The following is a 20,042-nucleotide window of genomic DNA, read 5'->3' on the forward strand; positions in this document are numbered from 1 at the left end:
ATTCGCGGTGGTCCGACTCCGAGGCTTTGCTGTCCCCCGGCATGGCCCCGCAGGCGCAGCAAATAACCGTCAGAAGAGTGGCAGATACAACAGATGGGGCAGGCATGACGCGCTCCTTCGATGAGGTCTTTTACAAGCTCATCAATTAGAGCGCCCGTTGTGGCATAAGGTTCCGTTAAATCTTCACCAAATCTATCAAATTCTTTCGCTGGTTACTCGACGGCATTAATAGTATGCTGCTGTGATGCAAAAGTTTTTATGATTTGTTGTCTATCCCGAAAGAATTGAGTGATGGCGCATGCTTAAACCCGCTAACAGCAGAAAGTCCGCCGTCAGGTCGCGCGCGCTGTTCTGGGCGGCGGGCTGGATCCTCGCGATGGCGATGGGCGCGACCTTGTACGGCGTCGCCACGCGCATCGTCGAAGCCGACGCGGGCCAGCGTTTCGAGAACCTGGCCCGCAGCACCCAGTACGCGATCTCGGCGCGCATCAAGTCTTATTCGGATTTGACGCGCGGCTTGGTCGCGCTGTTCCAGACCAGCGACAACCTGAGCCGCCAGCAGTTCCACCAATATGTGTCGGGACTCGATTTGCCGCGCCAGTTTCCGGCCATCGCGATGCTGAGCTGGGCGCCGGTCGTCACCGACGCCGAGCGCGACGCCTTTGTCGCTGCGGTGCGCGCCGACCGCAGCCTGTCGCCGCAGGGCTATCCCGATTTCGACATCCGGCCGGCCGGGCGCCGCCCGATGTACGCGCCGTTGACCTACGTCGAACCGGCCAACTTGATTGACGAAAAACTCGGCCTCGATCTGGCGACCAGCCCGGTGGTCGACAAACTGAACGCGGCGGCGCGCGACAGCGGCCAGGTCAGCGCCTCGGGCCAGCCCTTTATGATCGAGCAGCCGCAGCGGCAGGTCGCGCTGGGCATGCGGCTGCCCGTGTATCGGCGCAACATGCCGCTGGCCGACGTCACCGAGCGCCGCGCCGCCTATCTGGGGTCGGTGGGGCTGGGATTCAGCGTGGCCAAGCTGGTGCAGGGCGCGATCGACGAGATGACGGTGCGCCAGGTGCATTTGAACTTGTACGCGGACGGCAGCACCGACGTCGAGCAGCGCCGCCTGGTCATCGAAAAGCAGGACAGGTTGCTGTTCAACGACACCGGCGCGACCACGGTGACGCCGCTGTCGGCGGCGGAGCGCGGCGACTATCTGGAGTCGGTGCTGCCGATTGATTTCAACGGCAGCCTGTGGAAGGCGCACTTCCAGGTGAAGAAATCGCAGCTGCTGACCGGTTTCGATGCCTACTTCCCGTGGCTGGCGGGGCTGACCGGGTTCGCCGGCACCTTGCTGCTGTATAGCTACCTGGCGGTGTTGTATTCGTCGCGGCGGCGCGCCGTCAAGCACCGGGTGCTGCTCGACACGGTGCTCAATAATGTCGACGCCCACGTCTACATGAAGGACCAGAACCGCCGCTTCATCTATGTCAACGCCCGCATGGCGCACAGCCTGGGCATGCCGGTGCAGGACATCGTCGGCAAACTCGATAGCGAGTTGATGCCGGCCGCCGCCGCCGACGCCGCCTGGGCGCTGGAGCAGCCCGTGTTCCTGGAAAACGTCAAGCGCTCCGGCGAGACGCAGTTCGTCGGCGCCGACGGCGAGGTGCAGTACCACTGGACCGTCAGGGCGCCGGTGGAGATCGGCCGCTCGGTGACGGCGGTGATCGGCATGTCGACCGACGTCACGGAGCTGCACCAGCTCAAGGAAAAGGCCGATACCGCCAACCAGGCCAAGAGCGATTTCCTGTCCAATATGAGCCACGAGATCCGCACGCCGATGAACAGCATCATCGGCATGGCCCACCTGGCGCTGAAATCGGTCACGCATCCGAAGCAGCGCGACTATCTGCTGAAGATCTATCACTCGGGCCAGCACCTGCTGGGCATCATCAACGATATCCTGGACTTCTCCAAGATCGAAGCGGGCAAGATGGATCTGGAGATGCTCGACTTCACGCTCGACGCGCTGCTGGCCAACATCACCAGCCAGCTCGGCGAGAGCGCGCGCGCCAGGGGACTGGAGCTGGTGTACGAGGTCAGCCCGGGCCTGTCGCGTCAATTGCGCGGCGATCCGCTGCGGCTCGAGCAGGTGCTGCTCAACTTTACCAGCAACGCGATCAAATTCTCCGAGAACGGCAAGGTCTTCGTGCGCGCGCGCCAGCTCGAGGATGGCGACTGCAGTATCCTGGTGCGCTTCGAAGTCGCCGACCGCGGCATCGGCATGACGGCGGAGCAGATGTCGCAGCTGTTCCAGTCGTTCCACCAGGCCGACACCTCGACCACGCGGCGCTACGGCGGCACCGGCCTGGGGCTGGTCATCAGCAAGCAGCTGGCGGAGCTGATGGGCGGCGGCGTCGGCGTCGACAGCCATCCGGGCGAGGGCAGCACGTTCTGGTTCACGGCGCGGCTGGCCAAGGGCACGCAACTGCTGCAGCCGAGCGTGGAGACGGTGCAGCCGGAGGTTCTCGACAGCATACGCGGCGCGTCCATCCTGCTGGTCGAGGACAATATCTTCAGCCAGCAGGTCGGCCAGGAGCTGCTGGAGGATGCCGGCGCCACCGTCTGCGTGGCCAACAACGGCAAGGAGGCGATCGACCTGCTGCTCAAGGAGCGCTTCGATTGCGTGCTGATGGACGTGCAGATGCCGGTGATGGACGGCTACGAGACCACGCGCCTGATCCGCGCCCATCCCAAGCTGTCGGCCACCCTGATCATCGCGATGACGGCCAACGCCGGGCGCGGCGACCAGGAGCGCTGCCTGGAGGCGGGCATGGACGAATTCGTGACCAAGCCGATCGCGCCCAAGCTGCTGTTTAACATGCTGTCGAAGTGGATGAGCCAGCGCGCCAGGAGCGCGGCCAGCGTGGCACGGCCGCCATCGCCGCCGCCGCCGTCGTATTTCACGATGGCCGATGGCACGGCGTCGGCGGCGATGGCGGCGTCCAACGCGATCGGCGCGCTGGCGCCGGCCCAGCCGCCGGTGCGGACGATGACGGAAGCGGAAGTGGAAATACGCGCGCAAGGCATCGCGCAAACGAGTTTGCAAACGATGCCGCCGATCTTGGAGCCGGAGCCGCGGCCGGAACCGCAGCCGATACTCGTCGAAGGAGAGTTGTTCGACCTGGCCGCGCTGGCGCAAACCTTCGGCGGCAAGCCTGACAAGATGCGCAAATACGCGCTGCTGTTTGTGGAATCGGCGCGCGACGGCATGCGCGAAGTCGACGCGGCGCTGGCGCGGGAAGACCTGGTGGCGCTGTCGGAACTGGGCCACCGCATCAAATCGTCGGCGCGCGCGGTGGGCGCCATGCAATTCGGGAATCTGTGCCTGGCGCTGGAACGGGTGCGCATCGACCCCGATACGGCCAACGCGCGCCGCCTGGTGGCGCAGATGCACGCCATGCTGGGGGTGCTGGACCGGCACATCGCACAGGAGTTGCTGGCCTACGCGCCGGGCTAGATGAGCGATAATAGGGTCTTGACTGCGGCGTTTTGACCGCGCTTCATCCCCTATAAAGAGTTTTATGCAACCCAGCATCACCCCCGGCTTGTTGATTTTGCACGGTAACCAAATGGAGCAGCTGCGCGCGGCTGTGTTCCAGTGGCTGCGCAATCACCCGCTCGGGGCGCTGGAATCGGACATCTTCCTGGTGCAGTCGAACGGCGTGGCCGAGTGGCTCAAGATCGCGCTGGCCGAGGAGATGGGCGTGTGCGCCGCCACCCGCGTGGCGCTGCCGGCCCGGTTTCTCTGGGAAACCTATCGCGGCATGCTGGGGCGCGACCGGGTGCCGGTGCGTTCCGCCTTCGACAAGGGGCCGCTGACCTGGCGCCTGATGCGCTTGCTGCCCACCTTGCTGGCCGATCCCGTTTTCACGCCATTGCGCCACTTCCTCGCCGACGGCGAGGCCGAGCGGCGCTTGCAGCTGGCCGAGCGGCTGGCCGACTTGTTCGACCAGTACCAGGTGTACCGCGCCGACTGGTTGGACGACTGGGCGCACGGCCGCGATCAACTGCGCAATGCCCGCAACGAAGCCGTTCCGCTGCCGGACGACCAACGCTGGCAGGGCCAGTTGTGGCGCGCCGTGATCGCCGACGTCGATCCGGAGGAGCGGGACCTGGGCCGGGCGACGGTGCACACGGAATTCGTCCGCGCCAGCGCCGCCAGCGAAGCGCCGCTGGGGCGCCTGCCGCGCCGCATCGTCATTTTCGGCGTCTCGGCGCTGCCGTATCAAAGCCTGCAGGCGCTCGCCTCGCTGGCGCGCTACGCGCAAGTGGTGCTGGCCGTGCCCAATCCCTGCCAGTTCTACTGGGGCGACATCATCGAGGGACGCGACCTGCTGCGCTCCGCGCACCGCCGCCAGCAATTGCGCAATGGCCAGGACCTGGGCCAGATCCCGCTCGAGGAACTGCATGCGCACAGCCATCCGCTGCTGGCCAGTTGGGGGCGTCAGGGACGGGACTTTGTCCGCATGCTCGATGAATTCGACGAGGCCTCGGCCAGCGCGGCGGCCATTGCCAGTGAGTCCGGCAAAGACGACCACGTGGCGCCGCTGCGCATCGACTTGTTCAGCGAGGGCGATGGCGGAACCCTGTTGTCCCAGGTGCAGGCGGCCGTGCGCGATCTGCTGCCGCTGTCCGAGCACCCGCATGTTCCGCCATCGGACGACGACCGTTCGATCGAGTTCCACATCACCCACAGCGTGCAGCGCGAGGTGGAGGTGCTGCACGACCAGTTGTTGAAGATGTTCGCCGGCGCCGGGGACGGCGAGCAGCAATTGCGTCCGCGCGACGTGGTGGTGATGGTGCCCGACATCGACACCTTCTCGGCCGCCATCCACGCGGTCTTCGCGCAGCACCGCCGCAGCGATCCGCGCTACATTCCGTTCGAGATCGGCGACGTCAACGACCGCAGCGTCAACCCGCTGCTGGTGGCGCTGGAGTGGCTGTTGCGATTGCCGCAGCAGCGCTGCCGCCAAAGCGAAATCCGCGACCTGCTGGACGTGCCGGCGCTGGCCTCGCGCTTCGGCCTGGGAGAGGAAGATTTGCCCACACTGGGGCTGTGGATCGAAGGCGCCGGCGTGCGCTGGGGACTGGACCAGGAGCACCGCAGCGGCCTGGGACTCGGCCCGGCGGGCGAACAGAACGCCTGGATCTTCGGCGTGCGCCGCATGCTGCTCGGTTATGCGAGTGGCGGTGGAGGCGATATCGGCGCCAGCTTCGCCGGCATCGAGCCGTTTTCTGAAGTCGGCGGTCTCGATGCCGCGTTGGCCGGCTCGCTGGCGCAACTGGTCGAGGCGCTGCTGCATTGGCGCGCGGTGCTGGCGCAGGCACGCTCGCCGGCCGAGTGGGGCGTGCAGGCCCGCGCCTTGCTGGCGGCGTTCTTCAGCGCCGGCGAGGAGGGCGACCGCCTGACCCTGGCGCAGCTGGACGATGCCCTCAACAACTGGCTGGAAACCTGCGAAGGCGCGCAGTTCGACGAAGCGGTGCCGCTGGCGGTGCTGCGCGAAGCCTGGCTCGGCTTGATGGACGAGCCGACCCTGAACCACCAATTCGTCTCCGGCGGCGTGACCTTCTGCACCCTGATGCCGATGCGCGCCGTGCCGTTCCGCGTGGTGTGCCTGCTCGGCATGAACGATGGCGACTTCCCGCGCCGGGCGCCGAAGGCCGATTTCGATCTGCTGGCGCAGCCGGGCATGGCGCGTCCGGGCGACCGCTCGCGCCGCGACGACGACCGTTACCTGATGCTGGAGGCGTTGCTGGCCGCGCGCGACAAGCTGTATATCAGCTGGGTGGGACGCAATGTGCGCGACAACAGCGAGCAACCGGCGTCGGTGCTGGTGTCGCAGCTGCGCGATTACCTGGTCAACGGCTGGCAGCTGGATCTGCACGCGCGCACCACCGAGCATGCGTTGCAGCCGTTCAGCCGCCGCTATTTCGAGGCTGGTGGCCTGCTGACCTATGCGCGCGAATGGCGCGAGGCGCACCGGGCCGGGGAGGATGGGGAGGATGGCCAGGCGCCGGCATCTTCGGAGCTGCCGCCGTTCGACATCGACGACAAATTCAGCCTCAAACTCATTAGCCTGAATAATTTCGTGCGTCAGCCGGTACGCTTCTTCTTCCGCCAGCGGCTGGGCGTGATGTTCGGCGAATCGGCGCTGGTGGGCGAGGACGAGGAACCGTTTTCGCTCAATGCGCTGGAACGCTATCTGCTCGAAGACACGATGCTCGACGACGGCGCCGACGCGGAACAGATCGAGGAAGTCTACGACAAGCTGACCGAACGCGCGGAAAGGCTGGCGCGCGAAGGCGTGCTGCCCATCGGTTTGATCGGCCAGCAGTATCAGCGCCAACTGGTCGAGGCGCTGGTGCCAGTGCGCTGCGCCTGGCTCACCTTGCGCGAGCACTATCCGAAACCCGCCGCCAAGGTGGCATTGAGCCTGGTGCTGGCCGGCGTGCGCGTGGACGACTGGATCGACCAGCTGCGCAGCAACGGCCTGGAGACGGTATGGCTGACGCAGATGTCGTCCAAGGTGACGGATAAGCAGGGCAAGCCGCGCGGCGACAAATTGATCGCCATGTGGCTGCGGCAGCTGGCCGCGGCGGCGGCGGGAATGCCGGTGACCGGCTACCTGGTGGCGCGCGACGCCATCGTGACGATGAAGGCGCTGCCGCGCGACGAGGCGCTGGAAGCGCTGCGCGAGCTGGTATGCCTGTGGCGCGACGGCATGAACCGTCCGTTGCCGACCGCCTGCAAAACCGCGCTGGCGCTGGCGCAGGGTGGCGATCCGCGCGCGGTCTACGACGGCGGCTTTGAAATCTCCGGCGAAAACGAGGAGCTGTGCCTCGCCCGGTTGTGGCCCGACTTCGCGGCGCTGAGCGCGCAGCCGGACTTCGCCGACGTCTCCGAGGCCTTATACGGCCCGTTGGCGAACTGGCTGGAACACCACATCACGATCGAGGCCATCGAGGCCGGGAGCCAGTCATGAGCACCGACGCGCTTCAGCCAACCAATCAACTCGCTCCGCTGACCTTCCCGCTGCACGGTTCGCGCCTGATCGAGGCCAGCGCCGGCACCGGCAAGACCTGGACCATCGCCGCGCTGTATGTGCGGCTGGTGCTGGGCCATGGCGGCGAGAACGGCTACCGCCGCCCGCTGCTGCCGGCCGATATCCTGGTGATGACCTTTACCCGCGCCGCGACGCGTGAGTTGTCGAACCGGGTGCGCGAGCGACTGGTGGAGGCGGCGGCCTACGTGCGCCGCTTCGAGGACATGGACGACGGCGACACCCGTGACGACTATCTGGACGCGATCCTCGAATCGTACCCGGGCCACGCCGAGCGGCAGCGGGCCGCGCACCGCCTGATGCTGGCGGCGGAGACGATGGACGAAGCGGCCATTTTCACCATCGACGCCTGGTGCCAGCGCATGCTGCGCGAGCACGCCTTCGACAGCGGCAGCTTGTTCGACGAGGAACTGGTCAGCGACGAGCAGGCCCTGTTCGAGGACGCCGCGCATGACTACTGGCGGCAGCAGGTCTATCCGCTCAATGCCGTGGCGCTGGAGGCGCTGCTGTCCTGCTGGGGCGACGTCGGCGCGATGAAGAAATCGATCCGCGAGCTGGTCAAGCGCGCCGACATCATCGGCGACGTCGATGCGACGCAGTCGCTGGGGGCGTTGATCGGGGCCGTCCAGCGCGAGCAGTTGGCGCAGCTGGCCGGTCTGAAGGCCGGCTGGAACGAGCGCGCCAACCGCATGGAACAGTGGATCGCCCAGCACCGCGAGATGTCGCCCAAATGCTTCAACGGTAACAAGATGCGGCCCGATTCGCTGGCCGGCTGGTTCAACGGCCTGCGCGCCTGGGCGCTCGATCCCGGCGCTGTCATGCCCGAGATTACCGACACCGCCTGGAAGCGGCTGACGCCCTGGGGCATCGAGGACGCCTTCTCCAAGGGCTTCAGCGCCGCCATCCCGGAAGATTTCGAGGCCACCGAGGTGCTGAAGCAGGCGCTCGATGAATTGGAACCAATGGCGCACGCGTTGTACCGCCACGCCGCCGCCTCGGTCGCCAAGCGCATGGACGAACTGAAAAAGCGCAACCGCCAGTTCGGTTTCGCCGACATGCTGGACCGCCTGAACGCTGCGCTGCAGGGCGAGAACGCCGACGCGCTGCGCAAGCGCATCACCGAGCAGTATCCGGTGGCGATGGTCGACGAGTTCCAGGACACGGCGCCGAACCAGTACCAGATCTTCAACCTGCTGTACCGGGTGGCGGACAACGACCCGGAGACGGGGCTGTTCCTGATCGGCGATCCCAAGCAATCGATCTATGGTTTCCGTGGCGCCGACATCCACAGCTATCTGTCCGCCCGCAAGGCCACGACCGGGCGTCACTATCAGCTGGGCACCAACTACCGCTCCACCAAGCCGGTGGTCGAAGCGGTCAATCATCTGTTCATGATCGCAGAGGGCGAGCCGGCGCAGGGTGGCTTCGGACGGGGCGCGTTCCGCTTCCGCGATCCCGGCACGCGTGTCAATCCGCTGCCGTTCGAGGCGGTCGGCGCCAAGGGCCGCAAGGAACGCATGGTCGACGCCGACGGCGACGTGCCCGCGCTGGTGGTGGCGTGCAGCGCCGCACAGGACTTGAAGGCCGACAGCTACCGCGAATTCTTCGCCCATCACTGCGCCGAGGACATCGTCGCGAAGCTGAACGACGAACGGGCCGGCTTCGACGGGCCGGATGGATTCGAGCGTTTGAAGCCGGCCGATATCGCGGTGCTGGTGCGCGACCGCAAGGAGGCGGCGGCGATACGCCGCGCGCTGCAGCGGCGCCAGGTCGCCAGCGTCTACCTGTCGGACAAGGATTCGGTGACCGACAGCGAGGAGGCGGCCGACGTGTTGCGCTGGCTGTCGGCGGTCGCCAATCCGCTGGACGGCGCGCTGGCGCGGGCGGCCTACGCCACCCGCACGGCGGGGCTGGAACTGGCGCAACTGGCGCTAATGACATCGGACGAACTGGCATGGGAGGAGCGCGTCGAGCAGTTGAAGGCGCTGCATATCGTCTGGCAGCGCCAGGGCGTGCTGGCGATGCTGCGCCGTTTCATCCACGAGCTGCAATTGCCGGCCGCGCTGCTGCGGCAGCCGGGCGGCGAGCGGCGTTTGACCAATCTGCTGCATTTGGCCGAGCTGCTGCAATCGGCCAGCCGCCAGCTCGATGGCGAGCAGGCGCTGATACGCTGGCTCGCCGAACAGATCGAGGGCGGCGAGGGCGCGGGCGACGAGCGCGTGCTGCGTCTGGAAAGCGACGCCGAACTGGTGAAGGTCGTCACGGTCCACAAATCGAAAGGCCTGGAATACCCGCTGGTGTATCTGCCGTTCGCCGTCACGGCGCGCAAGGTGGAACGGCGCAACCGCAGCTTCTTCGAATTCAGCGACGACGACGGCGTGCGCCGGATCGACATGGCGCTGACCGAAACGGCGATGGAACTGGTCGAGCGCGCGCGCCTGCAAGAGGATTTGCGCCTGCTGTATGTAGCGCTGACGCGCGCGCGCCATTTCCTGTGGCTGGGTGTGACGGCGCTGGCCAGCCGCAAGGCCGGCGACAATACCTTGCACGAATCGGCGCTCGGCTACCTGCTCACCGGCGGCGAGGCGCTGCCGTCCGATCTGGTGATGGAGCGCTGGGAGCATACGTGCAAGGGCTGCGCGGCGATCAGCATCGTCGCCCTGGACATGACTCCGGGGCCGTCGACACGCTTGAGCAGGATCGAACACCGCCCGCCGTTGCTGGAACCGCTGCATTACACCGGCCGTTTCGAGCGTGACTGGTCGGTTGGCAGTTTCAGCTCCCTGGCGCGGCGCACCGGGCCGACCGGCATGATCGGCTCCTCCGATAACATCGGCGCGGCGCCGGTGCCGCGCGATGGATCGCAGGCCACCTTGCTTGAAGACGGCGATGTGCCGGGCATCGTGCTGCCGGTGCGGGTCGAGGACGCGCCGTGGCATCGCTTCCCGCGCGGTTCCGTGCCGGGTAACTTCCTGCACGAGCAGCTGGAGTGGATGGGCGAGGAGGGCTTTGCCATCGTCGAACAGGACAATTTCGAGGCGCGCCTGACGCGCAGGGTCGAGCGCGCGGGGTGGGGCAACCGCCTTGGCGACACGCTGGCCTGGCTACGCGAGATCGCCACCACCGAGCTGCCGTATGTGAACGCGCCGCTGAGCCGCATCGAGGCGCCGCTGCCGGAGATGGAATTCTGGTTCCCGAGCGAACGGCTCGACACCGGCGCGCTGGACCAGCTGTGCGTCGCCCATTTGCTGGACGGCGCGGCGCGGCCGTCGCTGCCCGAGCGGCAGCTGCACGGCATGCTGAAAGGCTTCGCCGACCTGGTGTTCGAGCACGAGGGCAAATTCTGGGTACTCGATTACAAGTCTAACGCGCTGGGCGCGGGCGACGCCGCCTACCACGAGCCGGCGCTGGTCGCGGCGATCGCCGAGCACCGCTACGATATCCAGGGCGCCATTTATATGTTGGCGCTGCACAGGCTCCTGCAAAGCCGTCTTGGCGGGCGCTACGATCCGGCCCGGCATCTGGGCGGGGCGGTTTTCCTGTTCCTGCGCGGCATCGCCAACACACAAACGCGGGGCTGCTATTGGATGGCGCCGGACCCGGCGCTGCTGGACGGATTGGATCAACTGCTCGGCTACTCCGGTCCGGCGCATGGCGAGGCACAACATGGGTATTGAAACACGGCTGGCAGCCGACGCGTCCGCGCCGTTGTTCGCACAAATCGACGCGCTGACCGAAAGCGGTCACCTGCGCCGGTTGAGCGGTGCTTTTGCGCGCTTTATCGCCTCCGTTGGCAGCAGTTCGCCGCAATTGATGGCCGCTTGCGTGCTGTTGTCGGAATTGGAGGGCCGCGGACATAGCTGTTTGTTGCTGGACGAATTGTCGGCCGACCCTGCCGCCTTGTTGGGCTGGACGGGCGACGAGTGGCGCGATCTGCGTGCAGCGGCCGGGGCGTGGCCGAAAAACGCGGCAGCGTGGCGGGCGCTGTTGGCCAGTTGCGACCAGGTGTGGCCGGTCGGCGACCTTGATTTCCAGCAGCCGCTGGTATTGGATGGCGAGCGCCTGTACCTGCGCCGCTATTGGCGCGACGAAACGCTGGTCGCCAAGGCGGTGCGCAGCCGCGCGCTTGGCGGCGTCATCGCCAGCGACGCCGACAACGAAGTGGCCGGCGTGCGCCGCTGGCTCGATATCCTATTCCCCCACGCTCCGCGCGGTGGCGGCGTCGATTGGCAAAAGGTGGCGTGCGCGGTGGCCATGCGCGGCAAGCTCGGCATCATTACCGGCGGCCCCGGCACGGGCAAGACTTATACCGTCGCCCGCTTGTTGGCGTTGCTGTTCGCCACCAGCGGCGGACGGCATTCGGACTTGCGTGTCGCCCTGGCAGCCCCGACCGGCAAGGCGGCGGCCCGGCTCAAGCAATCGATCGACGTCGCGCTCGCCGGCCTGGACGAGCGGGTGCGGGAAGTGATGCCGGAGCGCGAACTGGGCGCGGCGCGAACCTTGCACAGTTTGCTGGGCGCGCGGCCCGATACGCGCGCGTTCCAGCATCACGCCGGCAATCAGCTCGATGTGGACGTGTTGATTGTTGATGAAGCGTCAATGATTCACCTCGAAATGATGTCGGCGCTGCTGGCCGCGCTTCCCCCGGACGCCACCTTGATACTGCTGGGTGATAAGGACCAACTCGCTTCCGTTGAAGCCGGCGCGGTGCTGGGCGACCTGTGCCACAACGCCGAAGCCGGCGACTACGGCGCCGAAACGTTGACATACGTACTAGAAAGCACGGGACAGGAATTGCCCGCCAGCTTCGCCGGCAACGGTGGTCCGATCGCGCAGCAGACGGTGATGTTGCGCGAAAGCCGCCGTTTTGGCGGTCCGATCGGCGCGTTGGCGCTGGCCGTCAACGCCGGCGACGCCGCCGCGTCGGTCCATGTCCTGCGCGAGAGCGAAGAACAAAAGGTCGCCTGGATCGATCCGGCGCAGCCGGCTGACCTGCTGCAACTCGCTCTGGCGGGCCGCCGAGGGGCCGCAGGGGGTTATCAGGATTACCTCAAAATGATCGCGGCGGGCGCGCCGGAAGGCGAGGAGATCGTACGACTTGCTTGGGTGAAATCTGTCCTAAATAGCTTCGAAACCTTCCGCATTCTGTGCGCGGTGCGCGAAGGGGAGTGGGGCGTGACCGGCTTGAACGATGTCATCGAGAAAAGATTGCAATCCGCCGGATTGCTGAAGAGAACCGGTGAATGGTACGTCGGACGACCTGTCATGGTCACGCGCAACGATTACGGCACCGGCGTTTTCAACGGCGACATCGGCCTGACTTTGCCGGACCCTGCGCGTCCCGGAGCGCTGCGGGTATATTTCTCGGAAGGCGAAAACGTCCGCAGCGTGCTCGCGACGCGGCTCCGGAATGTGGAAACCGCATTCGCCATGACGGTGCATAAATCACAAGGTTCCGAGTTCAAGCACACCGTCCTGGTGCTACCAAAAGACAGTGGCGGCATGCTCGCACGTGAGCTGATCTACACCGGCATCACGCGCGCCCGCGACTACTTTACGTTACTGACTCCCAACGGCCAAGTGCTGCTGGACGCCATCGCCCAGCGCACCCAACGCGCCAGCGGCCTCCGCGACCTCCTCGACAATTAAACGACCGAAAAGAGCCGCCAGAGGCGGTTCGTCGTCCGGAGTAAGCCAAAAATTAGCACGAAAACACCAAAATCCGGCATGGGAAACACGCCTAACAACGGATCCACGTAAGGCGGATTAGGCGGAACGCCGTAATCCGCCAAGCGCCGCCGACATCGCCGCCGCGAAGCGCCAATCCACCAGACGAAAAAAAACCGGACCCAAGGTCCGGTTTTCAACGTGCCACAACGGCAAAAAATCACATAGCCCGGCGATTGCGTTTGCTAGCCTTGATAACTTTTTTCTTGGTTTTCGCCGCAGCCTTCAATACTTTTGGTTTCTCAATCGGACCCGAAATAAAGCGGCGGATATTAAACGCATCCATCAACCGCGCCGAATTTGCTTTCGCATTCAATAACACCAAAGTGTTGTTCTTCCCACCAGACTTAAAGCGCATGATCAGGCAGCGACCAGCCTCTTCGGTATAACCGGTCTTCGACAAACCCACATCCCAACCCTTGGCCCCGACCAGGCGATTCGTGTTGTGATACTCCACCTGGCGACCCTTGATCTTGATGATGTCCTTGGTGTCGGTGGTGATGCGGGCGATCTCCGGATAGGCCGAAGCGGCCTTTGCCATTTTGACCAGATCGGTCGCGGTCGAGCGGTTATGCGGCGACAAACCGGTCGGCTCCTCGATCACCGTCTGGGTCAAACCCAGCGCGCGGATCTTGGCGTTGACCGCAGCCTTGAACGCGGCGCGACCGCCCGGATAGGTGCGCGCCAGCGATGCGGCGGCGCGGTTGTCTGACGACATCAGCGCCAACTGCAGCACATCGCCACGCGGGATTTCGGCGCCGACCGGCACCCGCGAGGTGCTGTGCTTCAGCATGTCGACGTCGGCCTGGTCGATGCTGATGGGCGCCGTCATGTCCGGTTTGGAGTCGAGCACCACCATCGCGGTCATCAGCTTGGTCAGCGAGGCGATCGGGACTTGAACGGTGGAATTTTTTTCGAGGAGGACCTTGCCGGTGTCGTCTTCGACGACCAGCACGGACTGTGAGCCGAGCGGCACTGCGAGCGCGGCCGCAGTGAACGTACTCAGCAATACAGCGACAATTTTCTTGAGCATGTTAGGTATTCTTGGGAGTGAGGAGTGAAACGGGCGCCTGAAGAAGGCGCGACGCAAAACTAAGACTAGCTGTGCGGCAATACGAAGGATAGACGATAACATTAAAGTGGTTTCTCGTCTATTGTATGTAACCTACGGATTCTATTATTTTGTATCAGCCAGAAATAAAGCCCCGAGGCGGGGGAGCGCTCGGGGCTTTATCGGCTTCAGGCCGCGGCGGCGGCCGGTGATGCGGGGTGCTGCGGCGGTTTGACGGCTCAGCTGCTGATCTTGGCGATCGATACCTCGGTCGATTTCACCAGGGCGATCACTTCGCTGCCCACTTTCAGGTCCAGATCGTGGATCGAGCGCGAGGTGATCACCGAGGTGACGATGCCGTGCTGGGTTTCCACATCGACTTCCGAGACGACCGGCCCGAAGATGATTTCCTTGATCTTGCCGCGGAACTGGTTACGTACATTAATTTCAGAAATGGCCATCGTGCATCCTTTGTCTGGTTTGGCAGCTAGCTACTGCGGCTAATTACTACACGTCCAGATTACGGGCATTCGCGGCCTTTGCAAACGAATCGATCCGTATAACCTTATTTGTTCTGGTAGATCTTGTCGAATTCGCCGCCGTCGTCAAAGTGCTTCTTTTGGGCCGCTTTCCAGCCGCCGAAGACCTCATCCACCGTGAACATGTTGATTTGACGGAAGTTGGCGCTGTACTTCTTGAACGCTTTTTCCGAGCGCGGACGGAAGTAATGCTTGGCGATGATGTCCTGTGCCGCTTCGGTGTAGAGGAAGTTCAGGTAGCCGGTGGCCTGCTTGCGCAGACCGCGACGGTCGACCACCTTGTCGACCACCGCGACCGGCGATTCGGCCAGGATGGAGATCGACGGGTAGACCACCTCGAAGTTGTCGCCGAACTCGGCGCGCACCATGTTCACCTCGTTTTCGAAGGTCACCAGCACGTCGCCGATGTCGCGCTGGGTGAAGGTGGTGGTGGCGCCGCGTCCGCCCGCGTCCAGCACCGGCACGTTTTTGAAGATCTTGGTGACCAGGTCGCGCGCTTGCGCCTCGGTGCCGCCTTTTTTCACCACCGAGCCCCACGCCGCCAGATAGGTGTAGCGGCCGTTGCCGGCGGTCTTGGGATTCGGGATGACAACCTTGACGCCAGGCTTGGCCAGGTCGGCCCAGTCCTTGATCTGCTTCGGATTGCCTTTGCGGACCAGGTATACCATCGTCGAGTAGAACGGCGCGGCGTTGTTGGGGAACTTCTTGGCCCAGTCCTGCACCACCAGGCCGCGATCGGCCAGCATGTCGATGTCATTGGCCTGGTTCATGCTGACAACAGCCGCTTCCATGCCGTCGGCGACCGAGCGGGCCTGCTTGGACGAGCCGCCGTGCGACTGGTTGACGCTGACGGTTTCACCGGTGGTTTTCTTCCAGTCGGCAACGAATACGGGGTTGATATCCTTGAACAGTTCGCGCGCGACGTCGTAGGAGGCGTTCAGCAGCACGGGTTCGGCGGCGGCGCTGGCCTGCAGCGGCAGGCCCATGAAGAGCGCCGAAGCGGCCAGGAACGACGTGACAACGAGGCGGCGAGCAGGATTTTTGTTGGTCATAATAAGCTTTCGTAATAACAGACGCCCATGGTGTAAAATTTCGCCCGGAAAAGATACGAATTTTTCGTAATATGCTTAGACCGTATGGATCGCGCGAAGTTTTCGTTGGAAATCGTATAACGATTTTTGAAAACATTCGTGGGCAAAAGCAGGGCCAGCCACTAGGCTGTCATAGGGAAAACCGGCGCGGCGACACTGAATCCTGGTGCGTCCGCAACGGCTTTGGCAGCTTGGTGTATAGTCGAATCAGGCACTGAGAAGGCGTTAGAACGCTTCATTTTGCTATCGGGAATATTTGTGAGCGTACATGAGTCTTGAAATTCGGAGTCTTGAGGTCCGTGTTGCTGTTTCGACAGATGCGGACGCGGCGTGCAATGTTTTGCGCCGTTCTATCACGGAGTGTTGTGAGCTCGACCATAAGAACGATCCAGCGATCCTGGATGCGTGGCTGGGCAACAAAACTCCGCAGATGGTGGCCAACTGGTTCAGTTCGCCCACCAATTTTTCGCTGGTCGCCGTCAGCGAAGGCGTCGTGGTCGGCGTCGCGTTGCTGACCGGGGCGGGGAAGCTGGCGTTGTGCTATCTGTTGCCGGAGGCGCGCGGGCAGGGCGTCGGCAAGGCCTTGCTGGCGCGGGTGGAGGAGCAGGCGTGCGGTTGGGGCGTCAAGGCCCTGCAGCTGCACAGCACGGCCACCGGACAGGAGTTTTTCGCGCGGCGCGGGTATGTGGATGCGGGCAAGGTCCGCTCGCCGTACGGTGTGGAGACGGTGTTCTTCTGGAAGCAGCTCGACGAGGCCGGCGTTCCCGATGCGGCCAAGCGTAAGCGTTTCTGTAATTGCAATTCAGCGTAGACCTTCGTTCGTGCGTCGCCGGCGGCTCGTCGATGGCGGATTACGCCTTCGGCTAATCCGCCCTACGTGTTTCCCGATTCTGCTGGCTGTTGTGGCCGGGCTTTACTTAGCAGCACACGGCCAACTGCCATTCTTCTTCGCGTCTCGCCGGCGCCGACCCCACTTCCTCGCCACCCACGAACAGCTTGAGCTCGCCCGGCGCCAGCCTGGTCCACGCTTCGTTCGACGTCAACGGCTGCGTGGCGATGACGGCGATGCGGTCGTCAAGATGGTTGTGCTTGCTGAAATCGATGCTGAGATCGCAGTCGATCAGCTTCGCCACCGAAAACGGATATTCCCTCACCACGAAATGCAAGTCCGTGCTGCAATGCGCGAACAGCAGCTCGCCGTTCGACAAAATGAAGTTGAAGGTGCCGTAGTCGGCGATCTCCCCGGCCAGCGTTTCCAGCGTCCGGTACAGCACGTGGCGCGGTGGCGCCTGTTCGAACCGTAGAGCCAGGCCCGACAGCAGGTGGCAGAACGCCCGTTCGCTGTCGGTGTCGCCCCACGGCGCGTACAGGCTGGGATTGGGATTGAACAGCTTCAAATCGCCATTGTGGGCGAACGACCAGGTCTGGCCCCACAGCTCGCGCGTGAACGGGTGGCTGTTTTCCAGCGAAATGCGGCCCTGCGTGGCCTTGCGGATATGCGCTACGACGTTTTTCGCCTTGATCGGATTTTGCTTGAACTGCGCCGCCAGCGGCGAATCGATCGACGGCAGGAAGTCGGTGTAGAGGCGGCAGCCGCCGCTGGTGTGCAGCGCGATGCCCCAGCCATCTTTGTGTTCCCCCGTGCGTCCGCCCCGTTCGGCAAAGCCCGCGAACGAAAAATCCACGGCGGCGGGCTTGCTGCTGTTCATAGCGAGTAGTTGGCACATTGGCAGGTGATCCGGGCTTGGTTGAGGATGTCCCACAATAGCGGCGCGCCCGGGCCAGAGGAAGGAATGTTTTGGCATATCCATAGGTGAAAGCATTCGTTCTGCTTTTTACGGCGCCCGCATACGCTGTCGATATTGCCTGTATCCGTCGAGGAACCCATGTCATTTCCCGTTCTGCAAAAATACCTGGCGCGTTTATCCGACGCGACCGGCGCCGCCACCAGCATCTGGCTCGATCACGAGGGCAAGGCGCAGGGGCGGTTTTTCAATTGCACCATGAGCAGCGCCTTCCAGCCGGTCCGTCAGCTCGAGACCGGCGCCATCCACGCCTACGAGGGGCTGGCGCGCAGCGTGTCGGCGCAGGACCTGGGCCTGTCGTTGTGGAAGCTGCTCGACCACGCGGCCAGCGACGACGAGTCCATCGAACTGGACCGTTTGTGCCGCATGCTGCATGCGATAAATTTCTTCCGCCAGGCCGACACGGCGCCCAACGCCGACGCCGATCTGTACCTGAACGTGCACGACCGCCTGCTCAGCGCCGTCAGCAGCAACCACGGCCACGCGTTCCGGCGCATCCTCGACGCGCTGGAGCTGCCGCTGTCGCGCATCGTGCTGCAACTGCCGGCCGCCACGCCGCAGCAGGGCTGGTTGTTGAATTACGTGTCCGACAACTACCGGCGCAACGGTTTCCGTTTCGCCGTCAATGTGGCCAGCGCGCAGGACGGCTTGCAGGTGCTGGACCGTCTGCGTCCGGACGTGCTCAAGCTCGACGCGCGCGAGTTGCACGACACCGAAAATCTGCTCGGCTTGCTGCGGCGTTCGGCCGCGGCCAACGTGGCCGTGCTGTTCAAGCGCGTGGAGACGACGCAGACGCTGGCGGTGCTGCGGCAACTGGGCGACGCCGCCGGCGTGCCGCTGCTGGCGCAAGGCTATCTGCTCGACGAGCCGCGCGCGGCCTTGCTGCAGCCGGAGCCGGTGGCCGCCGCCGCATAAATACTTGTTCATCGTCATACCGGCCGGGCTTTTCGATACGTTTGTCGCGTGTCGTCTCGGGCCCTGACTCATATTCAATACCGATGCCGCCGCGCGCGTGATAGCGACTTTGCATTTGCGGTTTTCCGCGTGGCTGCTTAAATATAGCCTCGGATTGAATGTAAAGGAGTCATCATGAAACGGGTGAACGTGGTGAAGGCGGTGGCCGGGGCGGCGGTATTGACGTTGGCGTCGGCGGTTCAGGCTCAGCAGCAAATCGAGCCGTCGCAACCGGAACAGCAGTCGGTCCCGGTGCCCTACAGGGCGAGCCAGGCCGGCGATCAGGCGCGCATCGAGCTGCCGGAGAGCTATCGCAGCATGTGGCCGCAAGACTACGACGACTACCGGCGCGGTTATGCGCTGTCCAACGGCCAGACCTTGTCGATCGCGCCCAGGGGGATGCATATGTATGCCCGCGTCGACGATGGCCCGTGGCATAAAATCGTCGTGGCCGCGCCGAACACCTTCGTGGCGCTGGACCGGCAGTTGAAAATGGAGATCAGGCTGCTGGACGACGAGAGGGTCAGCGGCTGGGTGACCATGGTCGTGCCCGGGCAGACATTGGCGAACGGCGTGGTCATGCCTGAACGGGCGGTGAGCCTGGCGCTGCGTTAGCCAGGTGACGCAACGCTGCGCGGCGGCTCTGCCGTGTTTTTCATTTCCCCCTGCTTACGCTATAGTATCCCTATCGAGTTTTACGGAATAGCTATGGCATCGCGCAGAGAGTTTTTACAGCAGGGCTTGGGGTTGACGGCGGCGGGGTTTTTGTCCGTGCCGTTGATAGGATGTGCATCGGACAGCGCCGCGCGCAAAACCAGCGTCGGCGCGGCCGCCAGGCCGGCGTCGGCGCGCGTGGCGGCCCCGGCCGTCATAGCGCAGGCGCGGCCGGCGGCCGGCATGCCGTCGGCGTCGTCGCAGTCGGCGCCGTCGGGCCTGGGCTCGGGCGAGATCGAGCCGCCGCCGGACATCTTCGACGCGCAACTGCTGGACATGGAATTCTGGCTCAAGCCGCGCACCATCGAGGTGTTCCGTCCCGCCAGCAACGAGCGCGCCAAGCTGCTGTACTGGCGCGACGGCGAGATCATCGAGTCCGCCTACCAGGACTTGTGCCACCTGCTGCGCGACGTCAACGGCAAGGAAACCGCCCGCATCGATCCCAAACTGTTCGAGACGCTGTGGGGCACCCAGGCGTTCGTGCAGCGTTACGGCATCGATACGCCGCTGGAGATCCTGTCGGGCTACCGCACGTCGGCATCGAACAACAAGCTGCGCGAGGCCGGCGTGCCCGCCGCGCGCCAGTCGCTGCACATCGAGGGCCGCGCCGCCGACATCCGCATCGCCAATCTGAACGCCGAAGTGCTCGGCGGCCTCGTCAAGAGCTTCCGCCAGGGCGGCGTCGGTTTCTACTACCGCGCCGGCCCGCGCGGCGGCTGGATCCACGCCGATACCGGCCTCAAGCGCACTTGGAAGGGCTGACCGGCCCGCCATGGGCCGCGCCTAACTCGCGCTTTTACTCGTAATAGTAGGAGTGGTAGGCGGTCGGTTTCAGTTCCGCCTGCCGCTCGCGGTCGATGCCGCGCGGGTCGACCGGGCGCTCCCACCAGATCCGCCAGCCGAGCGCCTGGTCGCGCCTGACCTCGGGATGCTCGCGCATGAAGTCGTTGATGAACCGGCCAAAGTCCGACACGTACTCCTTGCGGCCGGGGCCGTACAGGTACTTGAATTTCATCGTCGAGTCCTCCTATCGGGTAAACTGGCGG

13 protein-coding genes are annotated in these 20,042 nt (G+C 64.4%); 8 read left to right on the forward strand and 5 right to left on the reverse strand.

The genetic code is table 11. The features are described from left to right. Nucleotides 1-298: 298 nt before the first annotated feature. From MRBLMU1_RS16440 to recD, 4 genes are all read left to right on the forward strand, one after another. Nucleotides 299-3,511: a CHASE domain-containing protein gene (locus MRBLMU1_RS16440; RefSeq protein WP_363503236.1), complete on the forward strand. Its 3,213-nt coding sequence runs from the start codon at nt 299-301 to the stop codon at nt 3,509-3,511. 64 nt (nt 3,512-3,575) lie between these two features. Continuing rightward, nucleotides 3,576-7,037 (forward strand): exodeoxyribonuclease V subunit gamma, encoded by a 3,462-nt coding sequence (gene recC / locus MRBLMU1_RS16445; RefSeq protein WP_363503238.1) that lies wholly within the window; start codon nt 3,576-3,578, stop codon nt 7,035-7,037. After that, on the forward strand, nt 7,034-10,792 hold the full coding sequence (recB, locus tag MRBLMU1_RS16450) for an exodeoxyribonuclease V subunit beta (RefSeq protein WP_363503240.1): 3,759 nt from the start codon (nt 7,034-7,036) through the stop codon (nt 10,790-10,792). Before recC ends, recB begins: the two co-directional genes overlap by 4 nt. Further along, nucleotides 10,782-12,764, forward strand: a complete 1,983-nt coding sequence (gene recD, locus MRBLMU1_RS16455; RefSeq protein ID WP_363503242.1) for an exodeoxyribonuclease V subunit alpha — start codon at nt 10,782-10,784, stop codon at nt 12,762-12,764. The genes recB and recD overlap by 11 nt, the downstream gene beginning before the upstream one ends. A gap of 238 nt (nt 12,765-13,002) precedes the next feature. Here the strand turns inward: recD and MRBLMU1_RS16460 are convergent, their stop codons facing one another. From MRBLMU1_RS16460 to MRBLMU1_RS16470, 3 genes are all read right to left on the reverse strand, one after another. Beyond that, nucleotides 13,003-13,875: a serine hydrolase gene (locus MRBLMU1_RS16460; RefSeq protein WP_363503244.1), complete on the reverse strand. Its 873-nt coding sequence runs from the start codon at nt 13,873-13,875 to the stop codon at nt 13,003-13,005. Nucleotides 13,876-14,132: 257 nt separating this feature from the next. Then, nucleotides 14,133-14,354 (reverse strand): TOBE domain-containing protein, encoded by a 222-nt coding sequence (locus tag MRBLMU1_RS16465; RefSeq protein ID WP_019919846.1) that lies wholly within the window; start codon nt 14,352-14,354, stop codon nt 14,133-14,135. Nucleotides 14,355-14,458: 104 nt separating this feature from the next. Further along, entirely contained in the window at nt 14,459-15,484 is a 1,026-nt protein-coding gene (locus MRBLMU1_RS16470) for a sulfate ABC transporter substrate-binding protein (RefSeq protein ID WP_363503246.1), read from the reverse strand. A 379-nt stretch (nt 15,485-15,863) separates the two neighbouring features. On the opposite strand from MRBLMU1_RS16470, the gene MRBLMU1_RS16475 reads away from it, so the two are divergent. Beyond that, nucleotides 15,864-16,334, forward strand: coding sequence for a GNAT family N-acetyltransferase (locus MRBLMU1_RS16475; RefSeq protein WP_363503248.1), 471 nt, complete (start codon nt 15,864-15,866; stop codon nt 16,332-16,334). 106 nt (nt 16,335-16,440) lie between these two features. Here the strand turns inward: MRBLMU1_RS16475 and MRBLMU1_RS16480 are convergent, their stop codons facing one another. Beyond that, nucleotides 16,441-17,346, reverse strand: coding sequence for a class II glutamine amidotransferase (locus MRBLMU1_RS16480; RefSeq protein ID WP_363503250.1), 906 nt, complete (start codon nt 17,344-17,346; stop codon nt 16,441-16,443). A gap of 63 nt (nt 17,347-17,409) precedes the next feature. On the opposite strand from MRBLMU1_RS16480, the gene MRBLMU1_RS16485 reads away from it, so the two are divergent. The 3 genes from MRBLMU1_RS16485 to MRBLMU1_RS16495 all read left to right on the forward strand — a co-directional run bounded on the left by MRBLMU1_RS16485 (nt 17,410) and on the right by MRBLMU1_RS16495 (nt 19,758). Further along, nucleotides 17,410-18,243, forward strand: coding sequence for an EAL domain-containing protein (locus tag MRBLMU1_RS16485; protein WP_363503252.1), 834 nt, complete (start codon nt 17,410-17,412; stop codon nt 18,241-18,243). 174 nt (nt 18,244-18,417) lie between these two features. Continuing rightward, nucleotides 18,418-18,897, forward strand: a complete 480-nt coding sequence (locus MRBLMU1_RS16490; protein ID WP_363503254.1) for a hypothetical protein — start codon at nt 18,418-18,420, stop codon at nt 18,895-18,897. A gap of 93 nt (nt 18,898-18,990) precedes the next feature. After that, nucleotides 18,991-19,758 carry a YcbK family protein gene (locus tag MRBLMU1_RS16495; RefSeq protein ID WP_363503256.1) on the forward strand — a complete coding sequence of 256 codons (768 nt, stop codon included), beginning with the start codon at nt 18,991-18,993 and terminating at the stop codon, nt 19,756-19,758. Between the two features lie 34 nt (nt 19,759-19,792). Here the strand turns inward: MRBLMU1_RS16495 and MRBLMU1_RS16500 are convergent, their stop codons facing one another. Then, the gene (locus tag MRBLMU1_RS16500; RefSeq protein WP_363503258.1) at nt 19,793-20,011 is read right to left on the reverse strand and encodes a DUF3460 family protein; all 219 of its coding nucleotides are present in this window, start codon (nt 20,009-20,011) and stop codon (nt 19,793-19,795) included. Between the last annotated feature and the right edge of the window lie 31 nt (nt 20,012-20,042).

It is taken from the genome of Burkholderia sp. LMU1-1-1.1 (assembly GCF_040675865.1).
Classification (GTDB): Bacteria; Pseudomonadota; Gammaproteobacteria; order Burkholderiales; family Burkholderiaceae_D; genus Rugamonas.